General features: G+C 64.1%; 20 protein-coding genes. 9 read left to right on the forward strand and 11 right to left on the reverse strand.

Translation table 11 applies throughout. From position 1 onward, the window contains the following. The first annotated feature begins 28 nt into the window (after nt 1–28). The gene (phnX, locus tag E8E95_RS12475; protein ID WP_280350512.1) at nt 29–856 is read left to right on the forward strand and encodes a phosphonoacetaldehyde hydrolase; all 828 of its coding nucleotides are present in this window, start codon (nt 29–31) and stop codon (nt 854–856) included. Between the two features lie 345 nt (nt 857–1,201). On the opposite strand, the gene E8E95_RS12480 is transcribed toward phnX, so the two are convergent. Further along, nucleotides 1,202–1,543, reverse strand: coding sequence for an FKBP-type peptidyl-prolyl cis-trans isomerase (locus tag E8E95_RS12480; protein WP_280350513.1), 342 nt, complete (start codon nt 1,541–1,543; stop codon nt 1,202–1,204). Between the two features lie 282 nt (nt 1,544–1,825). Here E8E95_RS12480 and E8E95_RS12485 point away from each other — a divergent pair, with 282 nt between their 5' ends. After that, on the forward strand, nt 1,826–2,188 hold the full coding sequence (locus tag E8E95_RS12485; RefSeq protein WP_280350514.1) for a DUF3509 domain-containing protein: 363 nt from the start codon (nt 1,826–1,828) through the stop codon (nt 2,186–2,188). Between the two features lie 3 nt (nt 2,189–2,191). Here E8E95_RS12485 and E8E95_RS12490 read toward each other — a convergent pair whose 3' ends face one another. The 6 genes from E8E95_RS12490 to E8E95_RS12515 all read right to left on the reverse strand — a co-directional run bounded on the left by E8E95_RS12490 (nt 2,192) and on the right by E8E95_RS12515 (nt 10,200). Continuing rightward, nucleotides 2,192–2,647, reverse strand: a complete 456-nt coding sequence (locus E8E95_RS12490; RefSeq protein WP_280350516.1) for a hypothetical protein — start codon at nt 2,645–2,647, stop codon at nt 2,192–2,194. A gap of 133 nt (nt 2,648–2,780) precedes the next feature. Next, entirely contained in the window at nt 2,781–2,975 is a 195-nt protein-coding gene (locus tag E8E95_RS12495; protein ID WP_280350519.1) for a hypothetical protein, read from the reverse strand. Between the two features lie 192 nt (nt 2,976–3,167). Beyond that, nucleotides 3,168–4,562 carry a TolC family protein gene (locus tag E8E95_RS12500; protein WP_280350521.1) on the reverse strand — a complete coding sequence of 465 codons (1,395 nt, stop codon included), beginning with the start codon at nt 4,560–4,562 and terminating at the stop codon, nt 3,168–3,170. After that, nucleotides 4,559–7,747, reverse strand: coding sequence for an efflux RND transporter permease subunit (locus tag E8E95_RS12505; RefSeq protein WP_280350523.1), 3,189 nt, complete (start codon nt 7,745–7,747; stop codon nt 4,559–4,561). Before E8E95_RS12505 ends, E8E95_RS12500 begins: the two co-directional genes overlap by 4 nt. A gap of 11 nt (nt 7,748–7,758) precedes the next feature. Then, complete coding sequence (gene mexE / locus E8E95_RS12510; protein ID WP_280350526.1) at nt 7,759–9,000, reverse strand: multidrug efflux RND transporter periplasmic adaptor subunit MexE; 1,242 nt, start codon at nt 8,998–9,000, stop codon at nt 7,759–7,761. Between the two features lie 282 nt (nt 9,001–9,282). Beyond that, nucleotides 9,283–10,200 (reverse strand): LysR family transcriptional regulator, encoded by a 918-nt coding sequence (locus E8E95_RS12515; RefSeq protein WP_280350528.1) that lies wholly within the window; start codon nt 10,198–10,200, stop codon nt 9,283–9,285. Between the two features lie 162 nt (nt 10,201–10,362). Between E8E95_RS12515 and E8E95_RS12520 the strand changes: the two genes are divergently transcribed. The 4 genes from E8E95_RS12520 (at nt 10,363) to E8E95_RS12535 (ending at nt 15,333) form a co-directional block, all read left to right on the forward strand. Continuing rightward, nucleotides 10,363–11,385, forward strand: a complete 1,023-nt coding sequence (locus tag E8E95_RS12520) for a zinc-dependent alcohol dehydrogenase family protein (RefSeq protein ID WP_280350531.1) — start codon at nt 10,363–10,365, stop codon at nt 11,383–11,385. Between the two features lie 198 nt (nt 11,386–11,583). Further along, complete coding sequence (locus E8E95_RS12525) at nt 11,584–12,513, forward strand: AraC family transcriptional regulator (protein WP_280350533.1); 930 nt, start codon at nt 11,584–11,586, stop codon at nt 12,511–12,513. Nucleotides 12,514–12,619: 106 nt separating this feature from the next. After that, entirely contained in the window at nt 12,620–13,078 is a 459-nt protein-coding gene (locus E8E95_RS12530) for a (2Fe-2S)-binding protein (protein ID WP_179059053.1), read from the forward strand. An 11-nt stretch (nt 13,079–13,089) separates the two neighbouring features. Continuing rightward, on the forward strand, nt 13,090–15,333 hold the full coding sequence (locus tag E8E95_RS12535) for a xanthine dehydrogenase family protein molybdopterin-binding subunit (protein WP_280350536.1): 2,244 nt from the start codon (nt 13,090–13,092) through the stop codon (nt 15,331–15,333). A 1-nt stretch (nt 15,334) separates the two neighbouring features. Here the strand turns inward: E8E95_RS12535 and ptrC are convergent, their stop codons facing one another. Both ptrC and E8E95_RS12545 read right to left on the reverse strand, forming a co-directional pair. After that, entirely contained in the window at nt 15,335–15,529 is a 195-nt protein-coding gene (gene ptrC, locus E8E95_RS12540) for a type III secretion system co-regulatory protein PtrC (protein ID WP_280350538.1), read from the reverse strand. Between the two features lie 350 nt (nt 15,530–15,879). Next, the gene (locus tag E8E95_RS12545; protein ID WP_280350540.1) at nt 15,880–16,791 is read right to left on the reverse strand and encodes a LysR family transcriptional regulator; all 912 of its coding nucleotides are present in this window, start codon (nt 16,789–16,791) and stop codon (nt 15,880–15,882) included. A 126-nt stretch (nt 16,792–16,917) separates the two neighbouring features. Between E8E95_RS12545 and E8E95_RS12550 the strand changes: the two genes are divergently transcribed. Then, nucleotides 16,918–17,661 (forward strand): SDR family oxidoreductase, encoded by a 744-nt coding sequence (locus tag E8E95_RS12550; RefSeq protein ID WP_280350542.1) that lies wholly within the window; start codon nt 16,918–16,920, stop codon nt 17,659–17,661. Nucleotides 17,662–17,711: 50 nt separating this feature from the next. Here the strand turns inward: E8E95_RS12550 and E8E95_RS12555 are convergent, their stop codons facing one another. Next, entirely contained in the window at nt 17,712–17,942 is a 231-nt protein-coding gene (locus E8E95_RS12555) for a DUF2789 domain-containing protein (RefSeq protein WP_280350544.1), read from the reverse strand. Nucleotides 17,943–18,129: 187 nt separating this feature from the next. On the opposite strand from E8E95_RS12555, the gene E8E95_RS12560 reads away from it, so the two are divergent. Next, on the forward strand, nt 18,130–18,453 hold the full coding sequence (locus tag E8E95_RS12560) for a hypothetical protein (RefSeq protein WP_077524376.1): 324 nt from the start codon (nt 18,130–18,132) through the stop codon (nt 18,451–18,453). A gap of 83 nt (nt 18,454–18,536) precedes the next feature. Then, entirely contained in the window at nt 18,537–18,827 is a 291-nt protein-coding gene (locus tag E8E95_RS12565) for a hypothetical protein (RefSeq protein WP_280350547.1), read from the forward strand. A gap of 212 nt (nt 18,828–19,039) precedes the next feature. Here E8E95_RS12565 and E8E95_RS12570 read toward each other — a convergent pair whose 3' ends face one another. Next, complete coding sequence (locus E8E95_RS12570; protein ID WP_280347458.1) at nt 19,040–19,426, reverse strand: hypothetical protein; 387 nt, start codon at nt 19,424–19,426, stop codon at nt 19,040–19,042. Nucleotides 19,427–19,542 lie beyond the last annotated feature (116 nt).

Consider the following 19,542-nt stretch of genomic DNA (forward strand, 5'->3'; position numbering starts at 1 on the left):
CTCTCATCCCTGAAACTGGAGATCCACCATGGACTATAAGCAACCCACCCAACTGCAAGCCGTCATCCTCGACTGGGCCGGTACCGTCGTCGACTTCGGCTCCTTCGCGCCGACCCAGATCTTCGTCGAGGCCTTTGGCGAGTTCGGCGTCGCCGTCTCCCTGGAAGAAGCCCGCGGCCCGATGGGCATGGGCAAGTGGGACCACATCCGCACCCTCTGCGACATCCCGGCCATCGCCGAACGCTACCGCGCCGCCTTCGGCCGCCTGCCTACGGATGATGACGTCACCGCCATCTACGAGCGCTTCATGCCGCTGCAGATCGAGAAGATCGGCCTGCACTCGGCGCTGATCCCCGGTGCGCTCGACGCCATCGCCACCCTGCGCGACAAGGGCCTGAAGATCGGGACCTGCTCCGGCTACCCGGCAGTGGTGATGGCCAAGGTGGTGGAGCTGGCCCGCGAGAATGGCTACACGCCGGACCATGTGGTGGCCACCGACGAAGTGCCCAACGGCCGTCCGCACCCGGCGCAGTCCCTGGCCAATGTGATCGCCCTCGGCATTGACGACGTGGCCGCCTGCGTGAAGGTGGACGACACCTGGCCGGGCATCCTCGAAGGCCGCAGCGCCGGCATGTGGACCGTGGCCCTGACCTGCTCGGGCAACGCCCTGGGCCTGACCTACGAACAGTTCAAGGCCGTGCCGAAAGACAAGCTGGACCAGGAGCGCGCGCGCATCGGCCAGATGTTCGAAGGCTCCCGTCCGCACTACCTGATCGACACCATCGCCGAGCTGCCGGCGGTGATCTACGACATCAACAAGCGCCTGGCCCGTGGCGAGATGCCCCAGGCCAGCTGACAGCCTGGTGACAGATTCGCCCGGTATCCTGCCGCCCTCCGGTGACACGATTGCCGGGCGATTCATCTCCCATAACCTGCGGTTCCGGCGGCGGGCCCAGGCCACAAGCCTGTGGCTGGCCGCCTTGCCAGACTTCGATCAGCATTCGCGAGCAAGCTCGCTCCTACGGGTGGGGCTCGGCGCGCGATTGAATCAGCCAGGTAGGATGGGTCGGGCGGCGTTCCGCGAGCCCGCGATACCCATCGTCGGTGCCGCATGGGTATAGACGGATCAGGATCGCTCGTTGGGCTTCGCTTCGCTCAGCCGCAACCTACGTACGGCAGCCCATCCCCACGGATTGGTTGATCAATCGTCGCGGGTCAGGACTTCCAGCAACTCGATTTCGAAGCAGAGGTTGGAGTTCGGCTTGATATGCGCGCCAACCTGGCGCTCGCCATAAGCGAGGTGAGCCGGGACGAAGAGCTGGCGTTTGCCGCCGACTTTCATGCCCATCAGGCCAATGTCCCAGCCCTTGATCACACGGCCGGTACCAATCACGCACTGGAAGGGCTTGCCACGGCTGTAGGAGGAATCGAACTCTGTGCCGTCTTCCAGGGTGCCACGGTATTGGGTGGTGATCAGGGCGCCCTTGACCACTTCCTTGCCGTCGCCCAGCTGGATATCGGTTATCTGCAGTTCGTCACTCATGGGGATGTGCTCCTTGGTTCGTTGACCGGGTCCGGCCGTTTGCGCGCAGCCTTTTCGCAGGATCAGACGCGCCGGTCAAGCGACGAACGTGCGAGTTTGGATGCGTTGAGAGCGTGCAACTTGCACGGAGCTTGGAAAGGGGATCGTGCAAGTCACCCGCCAACAGCGCTTCGCTTTCGTTCCATATGCCTGATTCCCAAGGAAATTGTCGAAGGCGGCGAACAGGCATGGCGACTGCAGGGAACAGGGTCCGAAAACGACGGCCCCACAGGAGTGTTCCGCATGAAGCTGCCATTCACTGCCTTCTATGACGCCTTCCCGCAGCATCAGGTCGACGTGAAGCCGCGACCAGACGGCTCACTGTTGCTCACGTTGACCGGAGAAGACGGCGAGTCGTTCAGCAAGGCCATCGACAACGAGGCCTTCTATAGCGATGCGCGTGTGCGCCAGGTGATCCGGGAATTGCAGCGGGACATGAAACTGGAGGCGGGTGAGGTGCACTGGCATGACCGGGGGATCGATTGGGTATCCCGTGATTTGCCGACCTACCAGGGTGGGCCCATCCACATGACGGCGGCCAAGACGCTGGTGGCGCGGCGCAAACAGGCAGTCAGGTCGCAGAACCGTCGTACCCCAGTGGTCTGACGTTCAGCGCGACCAGACGCCGTGGGCGCGAAGAGCGGCGTCGGCGTCCATCTCCAGCAGCGTGGTACGGGTATCGAGCAGATGCGCGAGCAAGCTGGCCACGGCCCGGTGCTGAACCGGTGAGCAATGCAGGAAGAAAGCGTTTTCCGCGCCGCTGTAGTCGAGATGGAAAACCATCTGCCAGCCGTACCAGTCTATTTCCGGCACAGGCTCGGCCAACGCGAAGCGCGCCAGGGCAGGAAAGTAGTAGGCGATGCCTTCGGGCGAGCAGAAACAGATGGGGTCCCAACCGGCATTGCCGACATCCGCGTGTTGCAGTGTTTCGCGGTCACGACTGCACAGCAGCGCGTCGTGTTCTGCGCATTCGCAGCAGTGCTGGAAGTTGGTGAAGTGCTCCGGGCGCCGGCAGTCGCCGAAGGCGGTGTCTATGGCGGCGAGGATCTGGGCGTCGGTGGGCATGGGTGGGCTTCGTCGGCGGTCGGCATGACGCTAGCCGGCGATTGTCGCAGAGGCAAGCGTGTCGATGGCAGCCATCACGCTTGATGCCAGAGGCAGTGGGATGGGGCAGGTAATCCCGCCCCGTCCCTGTGGCTTAGCCACGTTTCGCTTTTTCGGCGAGTTCCTTCTGCTGCGCGACTTCTTCCTGGGCTTTGCTTTTCTGCTGCTCCACCTGGGCCAGGCGGCTCTCGTAGCGCTTGATAACGCGGTCGCCGCCGCCAGAGGCCATTGCGGAACCGGCGGAAAGGGCTACGGCAAGCAGGGTGGCAGTGGTGATAAGGGTTTTCATGGATAGTCTCCTGTCGAGATCTAGGGGTTGAGTATCCAGAGCCAGACTCCGAATTCGTTGCCGCCGTCCTTGGCACGATTAGTAGGCTCCGGTGGGCAGCCACGCAGAGCAGGAAAAAAAGCCCGCGGCGAGGAGCTCAGACCCGCGGGGTGAAATTGCCGGCCGGGGGAGGCCGGACAAGGGAGGAAAGGTTCACGCCTGGGGTTGCCAGCCGCCGCCAAGGGCCTTGTAGATGGCGACGATGCCGCGATAGACCTCGACTTCGGCCAGGGCCTGGGCGTCTTCGGCGGCCAGGCGCTCGCGTTCGGCGTCCAGCAGCACGAGGAAGTCCACGGTGCCTTCGCGATAGCGGGTTGCGGCCTGTTCAGCGGCGGCGCGGGTGGCTTCCGACTGGCGAACCAGGGACACCAGCCGCTCCTGGCGCTTGCCGTAATCGCTGAAGGCGTTCTCCGACTCTTCCAGGGCCAGCAGCACTTGCTGCTCGTAGCTGGCCAGCGCGCCCTCGGCGGCGGCTTCGGAGGCGCGGATCTGAGCCCGAACGCTGCCGAGGTCAAAGGCGGCCCAGGAAATGGTTGGTGCCACGGCCCAGGCGCGGGCGGCGGACGAGCCGATCTGCGAACCGCGTCCGGCGGTGAAACCGAGGAAGCCCGACAGGCTCACACGCGGGAACAGGTCAGCGGTGGCCACGCCCACGCCAGCGGTAGCCGCGGCCAGTTGGCGTTCCGCCGAGCGCACGTCCGGACGGCGGCGCAGCAACTCGGCAGGGTCGCCGATGGGCAACGCCTTGGCGATCACCGGCAGCGGCTTGGGCGAGAGGTCTACGGTCAGTTGTTCCGGACGCTGGCCGAGCAGGGTGGCGATGCGGTTGCGCGCGCGGGCTTCCTCGGCCTGCAGCTGCGGCACGCTGGCTTCGGTGGCCGCTAGGCGACCATCGGCACGCAGCACGTCCAGTTCGCTGCCGACGCCAGCATCACGCAGTTGCTCGGTCAGGCCACGGGATTCCTTCTGGTTTTCCAGGTTCTCGCGGGCGATGCGTTCACGCAGTTGGGCGCCGCGCAGGTTGCCGTAGGCGTCCACCAGTTCTGCGATCAGGCTCACCTGCAGCTGTTGCAGGTCGGCCTGGGCGGCGTCGGTTTCCGCTTCGCTGGCTTCGATCTGGCGCTGGATGCGACCGAACAGGTCCAGTTCCCAGGCCATGTTCAGACCCAGGTCGTAACGCTCGTTGTTGACCCGCTCTTCGGTCACGCCCGGTTGCTGGCCCTTGCCGATCTCGGCGCTGGCACCGGCGGTAACCACTGGGAACTGGTCGTTGCCGACGTCATCGCGGATGGCGCGGGCGGCCTTGAGGCGGGCGAAGGCCACGCGCAGCTCGCGGTTTTCCTGGAGCGACTGCTGCACCAGCTGATTCAGCGCCGGGTCGTCGAATTGCTGCCACCAGACGCTCTCGAAGCGGGTGCGATCGACCTTCACACCCTCGGAGGAGGCGAGCCGCGCGGGATCGCTTTCCGGGGCCTTGTAGTCCGGGCCCACGGCACAGGCGGAGAGCGCCAGGGCCAGCAGGGCAGGGGCAAAAGCCTTGTACATCATGCGTGGGCTTCCTTCAGTTTCTCGGCGCGGGCGGCCTTGCGGGCTTCGCCTTTCTCGACGAAGCCGCGGATCAGGACATAGAACACCGGGGTCAGCAGCAGGCCGAAGAAGGTCACGCCGATCATCCCGCTGAACACCGCTACGCCCATGGCATGGCGCATTTCGGCGCCAGCACCGGAGGACAGCACCAGGGGCACCACACCCATGATGAAGGCGATGGAGGTCATCAGGATCGGGCGCAGACGCAGACGGCAGGCTTCCAGGACGGCGGCGACGCGGTCCAGGCCTTCTTCCTGTTTCTCCTTGGCAAACTCGACGATGAGGATGGCGTTCTTGCACGCCAGGCCCACCAGTACGATCAGGCCGATCTGGGTGAAGATGTTGTTGTCGCTACCGGCCAGGATCACTCCGGTGATGGCGGAGAACAGCACCGTCGGCACGATCAGGATCACCGCCAGCGGCAGGCTCCAGCTCTCGTACTGGGCGGCCAGCACCAGGAAGGCCAGCAGCACGCAGAGCGGGAAGATGAACACCGCGGTATTGCCAGCGAGGATCTGCTGGAAGGTCAGGTCGGTCCACTCGTAGGTCATGCCGTTGGGCAGCTCTTCGTCAAGCAGCTTGCCGATTGCCGCTTCAGCCTGGCCGGAGCTGTAGCCGGGGGCGGCAGCGCCGTTGATCTCGGCGGTGATGAAGCCGTTGTAGTGCATTACGCGGTCGGGACCTGCGCTGTTCTCCACCTTGACGAAGGTGGACAGCGGGATCATCTCGCCACGGTTGTTGCGCACCTTCAGTTGGCCGATCTGCTCGGGCTCCAGGCGGAATTGCTGGTCGGACTGGACGTTGACCTGGTAGGTGCGGCCGAAGCGGTTGAAGTCGTTGGCGTACAGCGAACCCAGGTACACCTGCATGGTGTCGAAGATGTCGCTGATGGCCACGCCGTGGGTCTTGGCCTTCTCGCGGTCAATGGCGGCATCCACCTGCGGCACGTTGACCTGGTAGCTGGTGAACACCGACATGGGGTTCAGCTCCGGCAGTTGGCGCGCCTTGGCGATGATGTTCTGGGTCTGCTTGTACAGCTCCTCGTAGCCCAGGTTGCCACGGTCTTCGACCTGCAGGCGGAAGCCGCCGATGGTGCCGAGACCCTGTACCGGGGGCGGCGGGAATATGGCGATGTAGGCATCCTGGATGTCGGCGAACTGCTTGTTCAGCTCGGCCGCGATGGCGCCAGCGGACATGGACGGGTCCTTGCGCTCATCGAAGGGCTTGAGCGGGGTGAACACGATGCCGCTGTTCGGGCTGTTGGTGAAACCGTTGATGGACAGGCCGGGGAAGGCCACGGTGTTCTCCACGCCCGGGTGCTTGGAGGCGATCTCGGACATGCGCTTGATCACGGCCTCGGTGCGGTCGAGGGTGGCGGCGTCCGGCAGTTGCGCGAAGGCCACCAGGTACTGCTTGTCCTGTTGCGGCACGAAGCCGGTCGGGGTGCTGGAGAAGCCCAGGTAGCCGAGCACCAGCAGGCCGCCATAGACCAGCATGGCGATGCTGCTGCCACGCAGGACGCGACGCACGGTGCGGACATAGCCACCACCGGCACGCTCGAACATGCGGTTGAACGGGCCGAACAGCCAGCCGCCGAACAGTTTGTCGAGCACGCGGGAGAAGCGGTCTTTCGGTGCGTGGTGGTCTTTCAGCAGCACGGCGGCCAGGGCCGGAGACAGGGTCAGCGAGTTGAAGGCGGAGATCACCGTGGAGATGGCGATGGTCAGCGCGAACTGTTGGTAGAACTGCCCGGTGAGGCCGGAAATGAAGGCGGTGGGTACGAACACGGCGCACAGCACGAGGGCGGTGGCGATGATCGGGCCGGTCACTTCCTTCATGGCCTGGCGGGTCGCATCGATGGGCGATTTGCCGAGGCCGATGTTCCGTTCGACGTTTTCCACCACCACGATGGCGTCGTCCACCACGATGCCGATGGCCAGCACCAGGCCGAACAGCGACAGCGCGTTGAGCGAGAAACCGAACAGGTGCATCACCGCGAAGGTGCCGATCAGCGACACGGGCACGGCGGCCAGCGGGATGATCGAGGCACGCCAGGTCTGCAGGAACAGGATCACCACCAGGACCACGAGCACGATGGCTTCGAGCAGGGTGTGGACCACCGCCTCGATGGAGCCGCGAACGAAGATGGTCGGGTCATAGACGATTTCGTAGTCCATGCCCTGGGGGAAGCTCTGTTTCAGCTCGGCCATGCGCGCCCGGACGGCATCGGAGATTTCGATGGCGTTGGAGCCGGGGCGCTGGAACACCGGAATGGCCACGGCCGGCTGGTTGTTCAGCAGCGAACGCAGGGCGTACTGGTTGGAACCCAGCTCGACACGGGCGATGTCCTTCAGGCGAGTGATCTCGCCGTCGTCACCGGCACGGATGATGATGTTCTCGAACTCTTCCTCGGTGACCAGGCGGCCCTGGGTATTGATCGAGAGCTGGAAGCTGTTGCCGGCATTGGATGGCGGCGCCCCGAGGGCACCGGCGGCGACCTGGCGGTTCTGCTCGCGGATGGCGTTGACCACGTCGGTGGCGGTGAGGTTGCGCGAGGCCACCTTGTTCGGGTCCAGCCACACACGCAGGGAGTAATCGCCCATGCCGAACAGCTGCACGTCGCCCACGCCGTCCAGGCGCGCCAGCTCGTCCTTGACGTTGAGCGCGGCGTAGTTGGACAGGTAGAGCATGTCGTAGCGGTTATCCGGCGAGGTCAGGTGCACGACCATGGTCAGGTCGGGCGAGGCCTTGTCCACCGTGATGCCGATCCGGGTGACTTCCTCCGGCAGCTTGGGCTCGGTACGGGTCACGCGGTTCTGCACCTGCACCTGCGCGTTGTCCAGGTCGGTACCCAGGGCGAAGGTGATGGTCAGGGTCAGCTTGCCGTCCGCCGTGGCCTGGGAGGACATGTAGAGCATGCCTTCCACGCCGACGATGGCCTGTTCCAGCGGCGAGGCGACGGTTTCACCGATCACCTTGGGGTTGGCGCCGGGGAAGCTGGCGCGTACGACCACGGTCGGCGGAACCACTTCGGGGTATTCGCTGATGGGCAGCTGGAACAACGAGATGGCGCCGCCGATCAGGATCAGCAGGGACAGCACGGCGGCGAAAATCGGCCGCAGGATGAAGAACTGGGAGAAATTCATGACGTGCTACCTCAGCCCCGCGGACCGACGGAAGGTTTGGCGTTCTGCTCGGCAACGCGCGGGGCGTTGCGCTCTTCCACGGACTGGCGCAGGCGTGCCAGCTGGTCGAGGGTGGCCTCGTCGGCCATGGGCACCGACTGCGGCTCCACCGGGGCTCCCGGCATGGCGCGTTGCAGGCCGTTGACCACGATCTTCTCGCCCTTGGCCAGGCCGGTGCGGATGATGCGCAGGCCTTCCAGCTTCGGCCCCAGTTCGATGGAGCGGTAACTCACCTTGTTATCGTCACCCAGTACCAAGACGAACTTCTTGCCCAGGTCGGTGCCGATGGCTTCGTCCTTGACCAGCGCGGCGGGGTAGGTCTCGCTGCCGACCAGCTTGATGCGGGCATAGAGGCCGGGGGTGAAGCGGCCGTCCTTGTTGTCGAACACGGCGCGGCCACGGATGGTGCCGGTGCGCGGGTTGACCTGGTTGTCGAGGAAGTCCAGCTGGCCCAGGTGCGGGTTGCCGGTTTCGCTGGACAGACCCATGTAGACGGGGCTGGCGGCACGGGTGTCGGTACCGGTCTTGCGGGCCAGTTCCACGTACTTGAGGAAGGCGCGCTCGTCGGCGTCGAAGTAGGCGTAGACCTTGTCGGTGGACACCACCGAAGTCAGCAGCGACTGGCTGGCGTTGACCAGGTTGCCTTCGGTGATTTCGGCACGGCTGACGCGGCCATCGATGGGCGCGGTCACGCGGGTGAAGCTGAGGTTGAGCTTGGCGTTGTCGAGTTCGGCCTGGGTGGCGGCAACGGCGGCCTGGGCTTCGACAGCGGCAGTGGTGCGGGCATCGGCCAGTTCGGCGGAGATGGCGTTGGTCTGGCGCAGACGCTCGCCGCGACGGGCTTCGTTGGCGGCACGGTTCTGGTTGGCGCGGGCCTGTTGCAGTTGGGCTTCCAGGCGCTTGACCTCGGCCTCGAAGGGGCGCGGGTCGATCTGGAACAGCAGGTCGCCTTTCTTCACCAGGCTGCCTTCATCGAAGGCCACGCGGTCGATGTAGCCGGAAACGCGCGGACGGATCTCGACGGATTCCGGGGCCTCCAGGCGGCCGGTGAACTCGTCCCATTCGTTGAGCGGCTGTTCGATCACCTCGGCGACGCTGACCTTGGGCGCAGCATGTGAAAGCGCGGCGTCCGGTGCCTTGCCACAGGCGACCAGCACTACCGCTGCCGCGAGGGTCAGTGGGTAACGCCAGAGATTCTTGTGAGTTGCTTCCATGGGACAGCTCCGCCAATTGGTTTTATGAATGGGCGGAGTCTGCTTGCTGGGTTTCGACCAGACGAATCAAACACCCTGAAGATGAATATCACTGGAAGTGATTGATCAGGGCGGGGTTATGGATTTGTTGATCAGCGGGAAAGTAGAGGTGGGAACATTGTGGGGGCGAATTCATTCGCTATGCAGTCCGCAGGACTGCCCTGCCTGACCAGAGGGGCTGCTGCGCAGCCCTTAGCGAATGAATTCGCCCCCACGGAAAAGCAGGTACGTGGTGTCGTTGGGCTATTCCAGGCTATCCGGATCACCGCAATACATCTGGATGCGCGAGCGCAGCCAGCGTTCGGCGGGGTCGTTGTCCTGGGCGCCGCGCCAGGCCATGGACAGCTCGAAGGACTGGACCGGCAGGGGCGGGTCTTCGGCGCGTAGACCACCGGCGGCGGTCAGGGCCGCGGCGGTGTAGTCCGGGACCATCGCCACCAGGTCGGTACCGGCGAGCAGGGTGCCCAGGCCATTGAACTGGGGCACGGCCAGGACCACCTTGCGGGTTTTGCCGACCTTGGCCAGTTCTTCGTCGACGAAGCCACCCAGATCGCCGGCGAAGGACACCAGGGCGTGGGGCCGTTCGCAATAGTCGTCGACGCTCAGGGCGCCAGGCACGGTGTCGGCGCGCAACAGCTTGGGCTTGGAACGGCGCAGGGTCTTGCGCTTGGCGTTGGCCGGCAGTTCGTCGGTGTAGCTGACGCCCACGGAGATTTCGCCGGAGGCCAGCAGGTTGGGCATTAATAGATAGTTGGTGCGCCGCACTACCAGCACCACGCCGGGCGCTTCGGCGCGCAGGCGGCGGAGCAGGGCGGGGAGCAGGGCGAACTCCACGTCGTCCGACAGGCCGATGCGGAATACCGCATTACTGGTGGCCGGATCGAAGTCGGCGGCGCGGCTGACAGCGGTGGAAATCGAGTCCAGCGCGGGGGAGAGCAGGGCGAAGATCTCCATGGCCCGTGCCGACGGCTCCATGCTGCGGCCGGTGCGGACGAACAGCGGGTCGTCGAACAGCGTCCGCAGGCGGGCCAGCGCTGCACTGATGGCCGGCTGGCCAAGGAACAGCTTTTCTGCCGCACGCGTCACGCTCCGCTCATGCATGAGCGTTTCGAACACGATAAGAAGGTTGAGGTCAACTCTTCGCAGGTCGTTCCGGTTCATGGAATCATCCGTAATTAATGTGTGAAAGGTGCAATTCCCACGACCGGTCGTCAAGGCTCACATCATCGCCGTTTATGACAACTATCAATGGCCGCGGGTGGTTTTGTGGATAAAGCCCGGATAGAGTCCGTGGCTATGAAGAGTCAAAAGGCGAGGTATGTGATGTCCCGCATGATCCGTTTTCACCAGTTCGGGGGCCCTGAGGTCCTCACACTGGACGAGCTGCCCACTCCCGTTCCGGGTCCGGGCGAAGTTCTGGTACGCACCCAGGCTCTGGGTGTGGGCTGGAGGGACGTGCTCTGGCGGCAGAACCTGGCTGCCGAGCAGGCTGCCCAGCTACCTTCTGGCCTTGGTTCGGAGATGGCCGGCATCGTGGAAGCCGTGGGCGAAGGCGTTGACGACCTGACCCCCGGTACGCCGGTTGCCAGCTTCCCGGCCAGCACGCCGAGCCATCATCCGGCTTGGGGCGATCTGGTGCTGATGCCGCGTAACGGCCTGGTGGCCTATCCCGACGCGTTGACGCCGGAGGAAGCCAGCATCCACTACACGCCGCTGCTGATGGCCTATTTCGCCCTCGTCGACTTGGGCGGCCTGAAGCCGGGCCAGCATGTCCTGGTCACCGAAGCCGGCCACTGCCTGGCTCCGCAGACGGTGCAACTGGCCAAGGCCCTGGGTGCCAAGGTGATCGCGTCCACCAGTTATCCGGAAAGCCGCGCCTTCATCAAAGCGCTGGGTGCCGACAAGATCATCGTCACCGAAGAGCAGGACCTGGTCCTTGAGGTCGAGCGTTTCACCCAGGGCAAGGGCGTCGAAGTGGTCCTGGACCAGTGCGCCGGCCAGCAGATGAAGCTCCTGGGCGACGTCGCCGCACAGCGCGGCAAGCTGGTCGTATATGGCTGCAATGGCGGCAACGACACCGCGTTCCCGGCTTGCGCCGCGTTCAAGAAGCATCTGCAGTTCTATCGTCATTGCGTGCTCGACTTCACCGGTTCACCGGAGCTGGGTATCGAGACCAATGAGGCGTCGGTCAAGCGGGCGCTGGACCATATCAATCAGATGACCCGTGATCATCTGCTGAAGCCGCCGATTGATCGCGTATTCGCGTTCGAGGACTACGTCGAGGCCAACCGTCACATGGAAACCTGCCCGGCAGGTGGGCGTGTGGTGATGAAGGTTGCCGACTGAGGAAGGCGGGGCGGGCCCTTGGGTCCGCCCCGAATCTGTCTTGTTGTGGAATGTTGGGCAGTGTGCCGCGCGAGGCGGCCGGGTCGATAGCCGATTTCTGCTGGATTATTGCCTGATTCTCCTGAACCGCTTCCAGGTGCGAGACTACCCATGCCTGTCATGGGTAGAGTTGACCCATCTTCTTCGAGGGTCGAAACCATGAATGCACATGCATTCCTTGCCGCGCAGGAATCGAATACGGCTGCGCGCCAACAGAAGGAGCTGGTGCAGTTCATTGAACGATTCGCCAGCCAGGATGGCGCCTATGAAACGGACGTTCCCGGCCTGCTGGTGTATCGCACCTCCCTCCCCAGCGAACCACTGCACTGTCTCTACGAGCCTGCCCTGGGCCTGGTCGTCCAAGGGCGCAAGAAGGTGCTGCTGGGCGAAGAAACCTATTTCTACGGGCCGTCGCAGTTCCTCATCGTATCGGTCGACGTCCCGGTGATTGGCCAGGTGCTGGAAGCCAGCCCGGAAGTGCCTTTCCTCAGCCTGCGCCTTTCCCTGGACCCCAAGGAGATCAGTGCGCTGCTGATGGAGCTGGATATTCCTGCCCCAGAGCCGCGCCCATGTCCGCGCTGCCTGGCGGTCAACGGTCTGACGGCGTCCCTGCAGGATGCGGTGTTGCGCCTGTTGCGCCTGCTGGACACCCCTGAAGACATTCCGGTGCTGTTGCCGCTAATTCGTCGGGAAATCCTCTACCGCCTGTTGCGCGGCGAGCTGGGCGGCCAGTTGCGTCAGATCGCCAGCAGCGGCACCCAGGGGCATCGCATTGGTCGGGCAGTGAACTGGCTGCGGCAGAATTTCCACCAGCCGTTGCAGATCGAGCGGCTGGCCAATGAAGTGAACATGAGTACCTCGGCCCTGCATCACCACTTCAAGGCGATGACGGCCATGAGCCCGCTGCAGTTCCAGAAGCAGCTGCGCTTGCAGGAGGCCCGCCGGCTGATGCTGGTGGAAGCCCTGGACGCCGCCAGCGCTGGCGGCCGGGTGGGGTACGAGAGCCCATCGCAGTTCAGTCGTGAGTACAGCCGGCTGTTCGGTGCGCCGCCGCTGCGCGATATCGCACGCTTGCGCCAGTCGGCGTGAATCCGCCCCGATCGGGGCGTCTGAACCATCATTGCCTTGTTCCCGAATGCCGGTTCGGCCTTGCCGGCCGGTTCCCTGAACCATCCAGCCAGAGGTGGTACGCCTGATGATTACCCTGAACCTTAACGGCAAGGACGTTGAGCTCGACGTACCTGCGGATATGCCGCTGTTGTGGGCGCTGCGCGATGTCGCCAACCTCACCGGCACCAAGTACGGCTGCGGCATGGCCCTGTGCGGTGCCTGCACCGTGCACATCGACGGCCAGGCGACACGTTCCTGCATCACCCCGGTCTCGCTGGTGGTGGGCAAGAAAGTCACCACGGTCGAAGCGGTGGCCGAAGACCCGGTGGGCAAGGCCGTGCAGACCGCCTGGCGCAACCTCGATGTGGTGCAGTGCGGCTACTGCCAGTCGGGGCAAATCATGTCTGCCACCGCCCTGCTGCGCAGCAATCCCAAACCCAGCGACGCCGATATCGATGCAGCGATGAGCGGCAACATCTGCCGCTGTGCCACCTACGTGCGCATTCGCGCCGCCATCCATGAAGCGGCCGGCACCCTGGCCTGAGGAGAGTCGACATGGGCACGTTCGAAACCGAAACCCGAGCCGCCAGCGGCATCCTCAATGTCAGCCGGCGGACGTTCCTAAAGGGCAGCGGCGGCCTTGCGCTGGGCATCGCCTTCGCGCCCTTGCTGAAAGGCGGTGAAGCCCTGGCCGCAACTGCCGAACCCTTCATGCCCAATGCCTTCGTGCGAATTGCCGGGGACGGCACTGTGACCATCCTCGCCAAGCACGTCGAGATGGGGCAGGGGAGTTACACCGGGCTGGCCACCTTGCTGGCCGAGGAGCTGGATGCTGACTGGAGCCAGGTGCGGGTCGAAGGCGCGCCGGCTAACGCCGCGCTCTACAACAACCTGGCTTTCGGGCCGATGCAGGGAACGGGCGGCAGTTCGGCCATCGCCAATTCCTATGAACAGATGCGCAAGGCCGGCGCCAGCGCACGCGCCATGCTGGTATCGGCTGCCGCTGAGCAATGGAAGGTCCCGGCGGCGGAAATTACCGTGAGCAAGGGCGTGGTCAGCCATGCGAGTTCCGGCAAGAAGGCTGGTTTCGGCGAACTGGCTGATGCGGCGGCGCGCCAGAGCGTGCCGGCGGAGGTGACGCTCAAGTCGCCGCAGGACTTCACCCTGATCGGCAAGGAGCGTCTGTCCCGCAAGGACAGCGCCGACAAGACCGATGGCAGCGCCACCTTCACCCAGGACTTCAGGTTGCCCGGCATGCTGGTTGCGGTGGTCGCCTATCCGCCGCGCTTTGGCGGGGTGCTGAAGTCGCTGGACGCGAGCAAGGCCAAGGCCGTACCCGGTGTGGTGGAAGTGGTGGAGTTCAAGGACACGCCCCATGGCCGATCCGGCGTGGCGGTGCTGGCGAAGAACACCTGGTCGGCACGCCAGGGCCGAGACGCGCTCATCGTGGAGTGGGATGAAAGCAAGGCATTCAAGCTGGGCAGCGAGGAAATCTTCGCCCGCTACCGTGAGGCGGCTGGCAAGGAAGGTCATGTTGCCGGCAAGCAGGGGGATATCACCGCAGCCCTGGCGCAACCGGCCAAGCTGATCGAGGCCGACTACGAGTTCCCCTACCTGGCCCATGCCGCCATGGAGCCGATGAACTGCCTGGTGAAGATTTCCGCTGGCCAGTGCGAAGTCTGGAACGGCGAGCAGTTCCAGACGGTGGATCAGTTGGCCATCGCCAAGTACCTGGGCATCCCGGTGGAGAATGTCAGCCTCACCCAGCTCTACGCCGGTGGCAGTTTCGGGCGCCGGGCCAATCCGCAGTCCGACTACCTGCTGGAAGCCGTTGCCATTGCCAAGGCCGCTCGGGCCAAGGGCCAGGACGTCCCGGTGAAGCTGGTCTGGACCCGTGAGGACGACATGCATGCGGGCTTCTTCCGCCCGGCCTACCTGCACCGTGCGCGCCTGGCATTGGACGAGGAGGGCAAGTTGCAGGGCTGGCACCAGCGGGTGGTGGGGCAATCCATCCTCAAGGGCACGGCCTTCGAAGGCGCGATGGTGAAGGAGGGCATCGACCATACCTCGGTCGAGGGTGCTGCCAATCTCTCCTACGAAGTACCCAACCTCCAGGTGGAGCTGCATACGCCGGATGACATTGGCGTGCCAGTGCAGTGGTGGCGCTCTGTGGGGCACACCCATACCGCCTATGCCGTGGAAACCCTGATCGATCAGGCGGCCACGACCGCTGGCAAGGACCCTTATGCGTACCGCCACGGGCTGCTCGGCAAGAAGCCACGTCATCTCGGCGCGCTGGAGCTGGCGGCGCAGAAGGCGGGATGGGACCAGCCGCTGAAGCCGGGCGCGGAAGGCGAAAAGCGCGGGCGGGGAATCGCCGTGCACGAGTCGTTCGGCTCCTTCGTCGCCCAGGTCGCGGAAGTGACGGTGAAGGCCGATGGCAGCTACAAGGTGGATAGAGTGGTCTGCGCAGTGGATTGCGGCGAGGCGGTGAATCCGGATGTGATCCGGGCGCAGATGGAAGGTGGTATCGGCTACGGCCTGGCTGCCGCACTGCACGGCGCCATCACCTTGAAGGATGGCGTGGTGGAGCAGTCCAATTTCCACGACTTCCAGGTGCTGCGGATCAACGAGATGCCGGTGGTGGAGGTGCACATCGTGCCGTCGGCACAGGCGCCCAGCGGGGTCGGTGAGCCGGGCGTACCGCCGATCGCGCCAGCGGTTGCCAATGCGCTGTACGCGGCGGTGGGGCAGAGGATCTACAAACTGCCGCTGCCTCGGCAGGTTCAGCAGGCCTGATTCAGGCTGCCTGGGCGGCGCAGATCAGCTCGCGCAGGGCCTTGCGCTCGGCCACCGGAGTGGGGGCCTTGCGCACGGCCAGAGTGCCGTCGTCTAGGCCTACTACCACTTCAGTTTCGAAGTGCAGGCTGAGTTCATCGAGGGTCACGTGGGTGACCTGGTACAGGTTGTCGCTGATTCGCGGGTCGGCGGACATGATGTGGATCTCGTTCCGGTTGGCCGCAAGGCCGATGGAGAGATAGTGCCGCCGTGCCGTCCAGCGCGGAATTGAATGGACGTGATGGTGAATATCATTTCTGTCGATGGCCCGGAGCCGCTTTACCTGTGGGGGCGAATTCATTCGCGAAGTAGCGCGCAGCGCTCCTGGCAGGGGCGTGTGCAGGTCCTTCGGCCCGGCTTGCGAATGAATTCGCCCCCACAACGCAGCGAAGTAGGATGCGTATCGCTCCGCTCCACCCATCCTACGGCTCTTGCTCGCGAACAGTTTGCGCACGGACTTTCGCGAGCAAGCTCGCTCCTACATAGGCTCAACTTCACCTTGTTTCGTCAGCCCTGCGGCACGAACGTGGGATCGGAAAGGTGCTCCACCAGCAGGTCGTGGACCAGTCGCACCCGCGGCGAAACCGGGCCTTGCTGGGGGCGGTAAATGAACATTTCCCAGGGCGGCGGCGCATCTTCCCGGAGCACTTCCTTCAAGCGACCGGCGCGGATGTGCGTGTCGACCAGGTAGCTGGGTAACTGGCCGAAGCCGATCCCGGCCAGCACGGCTTCCAGCTCGTTCTCCGGATCGTCCGTGCAGAAGGCGGGGCTGGCCGGCTGGATCTGCCTTCCCTCGGCGAACATCCACGGCCAGACGCGTCCGGTGTTGTTGTCGATCAGCGCGGTGGTGGGCATCTGGTGCAGGTCGTCCACGCTCTCGGGGACGCCCTGGCGTTGCAGCAACTCCGGAGCCCCGACCACCAGCAGCGGAATCCGGGCCACGGCACGGGCGATGTAGCGGCGGTCGCGGATGAAGCCGATGCGCACGCCGAGGTCGATCTGCTGCTCGACCGAATCGGTGAGCTGGTCGGACAGGCGCATATCGAAGTGGATGCGCGGATGCTCGCGGGCGATCTTCGCCAGCACGGGGAGCAGGAAGCGCCGTCCAACCGTGCGCGGCGCGGCGATGCCCACGCGCCCGGCCAATTCTTCTTCACGCTTGCCCGCATGTTGCTGGAACAACTGGTCCAGTCCGGCGAGGGCTTCCCGGGCCTGGCTGACGAACCGCTCACCAAAGGCCGTGATCTGCACATGGCGCGTACTGCGGTGGAACAGCGGCTCGCCGAACTGATCTTCCAGGTCCTTGATGGCGCGGGTCACCGTCTGCGGCGAAGCACCCAGACGGGTAGCGGCCTCGCGGAAGCTGGGCGATTCGGCAGCTACGCAGAGAATGCGCAGCAGTTCGATGCGGTTGAACATGATCAGTGTTCCGTTCTGTGGAATTTCAAAATCCTGACTATTCCATTCACTGGCGGTGAACGCTTTCCGATACTGGCGCCCAGTTACCGGATTCATCCCGATTCCGGGCTTCTCTGGAGTGCCTCAATGAGCAACAACATTTCCTCCAAGGTCGTGGTCATCACTGGCGCCAGCAGCGGTCTGGGTGAGGCCACCGCCCGCCACCTGGCGTCCCTGGGTGCCAAGGTGGTGCTCGGTGCGCGTCGGATCGAACGCCTGCAAGGCCTGGTTGCCGAGATCGAAGGCAACGGCGGCGAGGCCGTGGCAATCGCCACCGACGTCACATCCGCCGAGCAGGTGGCGGGACTGGTCGACGGCGCGGTACGGCGTTTCGGTCGCGTCGACGTCCTGGTGAACAACGCCGGGTTGATGGCCATCGCCCCCATGGATGAGGTCAAGGTAGACGAGTGGTCGCGCATGTTCGATATCAATGTCATGGGCGTACTCCACGGCATTGCGGCGGCGCTCCCGCTGTTCCGCAAGCAGGGCGGCGGACACTTCATCAACGTCGCCTCGGTGGCCGGCATCAAGGTGTTCAGCCCGGGCGGTACCGTCTACAGCGCCACCAAATTCGCGGTACGCGCCATCAGCGAAGGGCTGCGCCATGAAGTCGATGGTTCGATCCGTACGACGCTGATCTCCCCCGGTGCCGTGGATTCAGAGCTGAAGCACGGCAGCTCCCACCAGGCAAGCACCCAGGCCGTTGGCGAGTTCTACAAGATGGCGATTCCTGCCGATTCCGTGGCCCGGGCCATCGCCTACGCCATTGAGCAGCCCGCCGACGTGGACATCAACGAAGTGGTACTGCGCCCCGCGGTCCAGGATTTCTGATTCCGACCCGCAAAAGAGGCGGCCCAGGTGGCCGCCTTTTTTCATCTCGTCTATTTGCTCAGGAGCACCGCCAGTTCGTCGGCTTCCTCGGTCCAGTCGGAGTCGTCCCGCAGGGCGTCGCGCAGGAATGCCGACTGGGCTGTATTCCAGAATGGCGCGTCAGGCAAGGCCTGGCCCACTGCCAGGCGATGCCCGGTGACGAAGCGGTCTATTTCGGGCTTTGCGGAGGGCAGGCCGAGTTGATCGAAGAGGGCGGTGAGGGAGTGATGGCTGGTGTCCATGTGCGGGTCTCCGGTGGCGGCGTTCGACGGAAAAAGACTTCCATCGACTATAGACCCTGTGCCGGCCGTGGCCGTCGGATAGCAGCATGTCGGCTACGGCCGGCGCGGGCTTGCACTGGTAGCAGGGTTGGCTAGCCTCACACAAAATGTTGCAAAAGAACCTTGGGCCACCTGAACCGGGGGCGAAATGGGCGTCCATAGCGAGCAGAAACATCCCTTCCGTGATCCAGCGGAGGCCATGCTGTTGGTCGCCCCTGTCTGGTCGCCTGTCCTGTTCATCTTCCTCGCCCAGTTTCTCCACGAGTTCTTCCAGATCCACTGGCTGTTCAACTCGAGCCTGAGCACCTTCGGCATGTTCCTGGTGCCGGCCATTTCCGCCCTTCCGCTGATCCACGATTCACCCCGTCGGCTGTCCATCAAGCTGTTGCTTGCGGGCGGCTATTACCTGGTCGGGCTGGCGGCGACTTTCTTGATGTCCTGGGGAATGTTGCTCTATACCGGCTATACCTGATCCAGCTGCGGAACCCGGCGCGGGGCCATGGATCAAAGGTCCCGGGTCCGCATGAGGCGGATCGACCCAACACGGAGCTCTCCATGTCCCCATTGAAGAAACTCGCGCTCGTCGGCCTCGTGGCCCTGCCACTGGCTGGTTGCATGAAAGAAGAGCCCATCGACCAGGCTGTGCTGTGCACTTACAGCACCGATGCCGAGGCCAAGCTGTGCAAACCGGGTCAGATGTCCTGGTTCAAGGCGGGCAAGGCCGTCAGCCAGTCCCTGCCGCTGAGCGTGGCGGCGGCGTATTGCGACTTCAATTACGAGGTGATGTACAACGAGGCGGGGGTGATCTGCGTGTTCACCGACAAGCGACTTAGCCTGGTGAAGTAAAGGGGACAAGCGTCGGAGGCGATGAGACTCACCCGTAGGATGGGTTGAGCTTGCAAAACCCATCACCCATTGCCGAGCGACATCCTGGGGTTCGTTTCATCCTGCGAAGTTTTTCCAAGCCCCAAAAAGACTGAAGGCGCCATAAGTGGCGCCTTCTGCCTTTCGAGGATGTGCATACATCGTGATTGCCTGCCTCTGAACTGCTCCGGGGATCAGCTGATGCGGTTGGCGCCAGTGCGGTCGGCACCACCTTCGGCTACACGCAGGGCCTGGGAACGCTCGGAACCGTTTTCAGCGACATCGAAAGCCTTGGTGCGGTCGGCACCACCTTCGGCTACACGCAGGGACTCGGAACGCTCGGAGCCGTTTTCAGCGACATCGAAGGCCTTGGTGCGGTCGGAGCCACCTTCGGCAACCCGCAGGGACTCGGAACGCTCGGAACCACTTTCAGCAACCCGCAGGGATTGCGAACGCTCGGCACCGCTTTCAGCGACGCGATGGACATTGGTGCGATCAGCGCCACCCTCAGCAACCGAAAGGGCGAAAGCGGACGCGGACAGGCTGGCGAAGAACAGGCTGGCGAGGATTTGCTTTTTCATTTTGGGCACCTTGGTTTTGGGGGTGGTGTTTGTCTGTGGGGCCCATGTTACTGATGTGATTTCGATGAAGAAGTGATCCTGGGTAATGGTTACCATCGACGTTAATGATAGTTATG

Origin of the sequence: Pseudomonas sp. BN414 (assembly GCF_029871275.1) — a bacterium.
In the GTDB taxonomy this organism is placed as follows: domain Bacteria; phylum Pseudomonadota; class Gammaproteobacteria; order Pseudomonadales; family Pseudomonadaceae; genus Metapseudomonas; species Metapseudomonas resinovorans_C.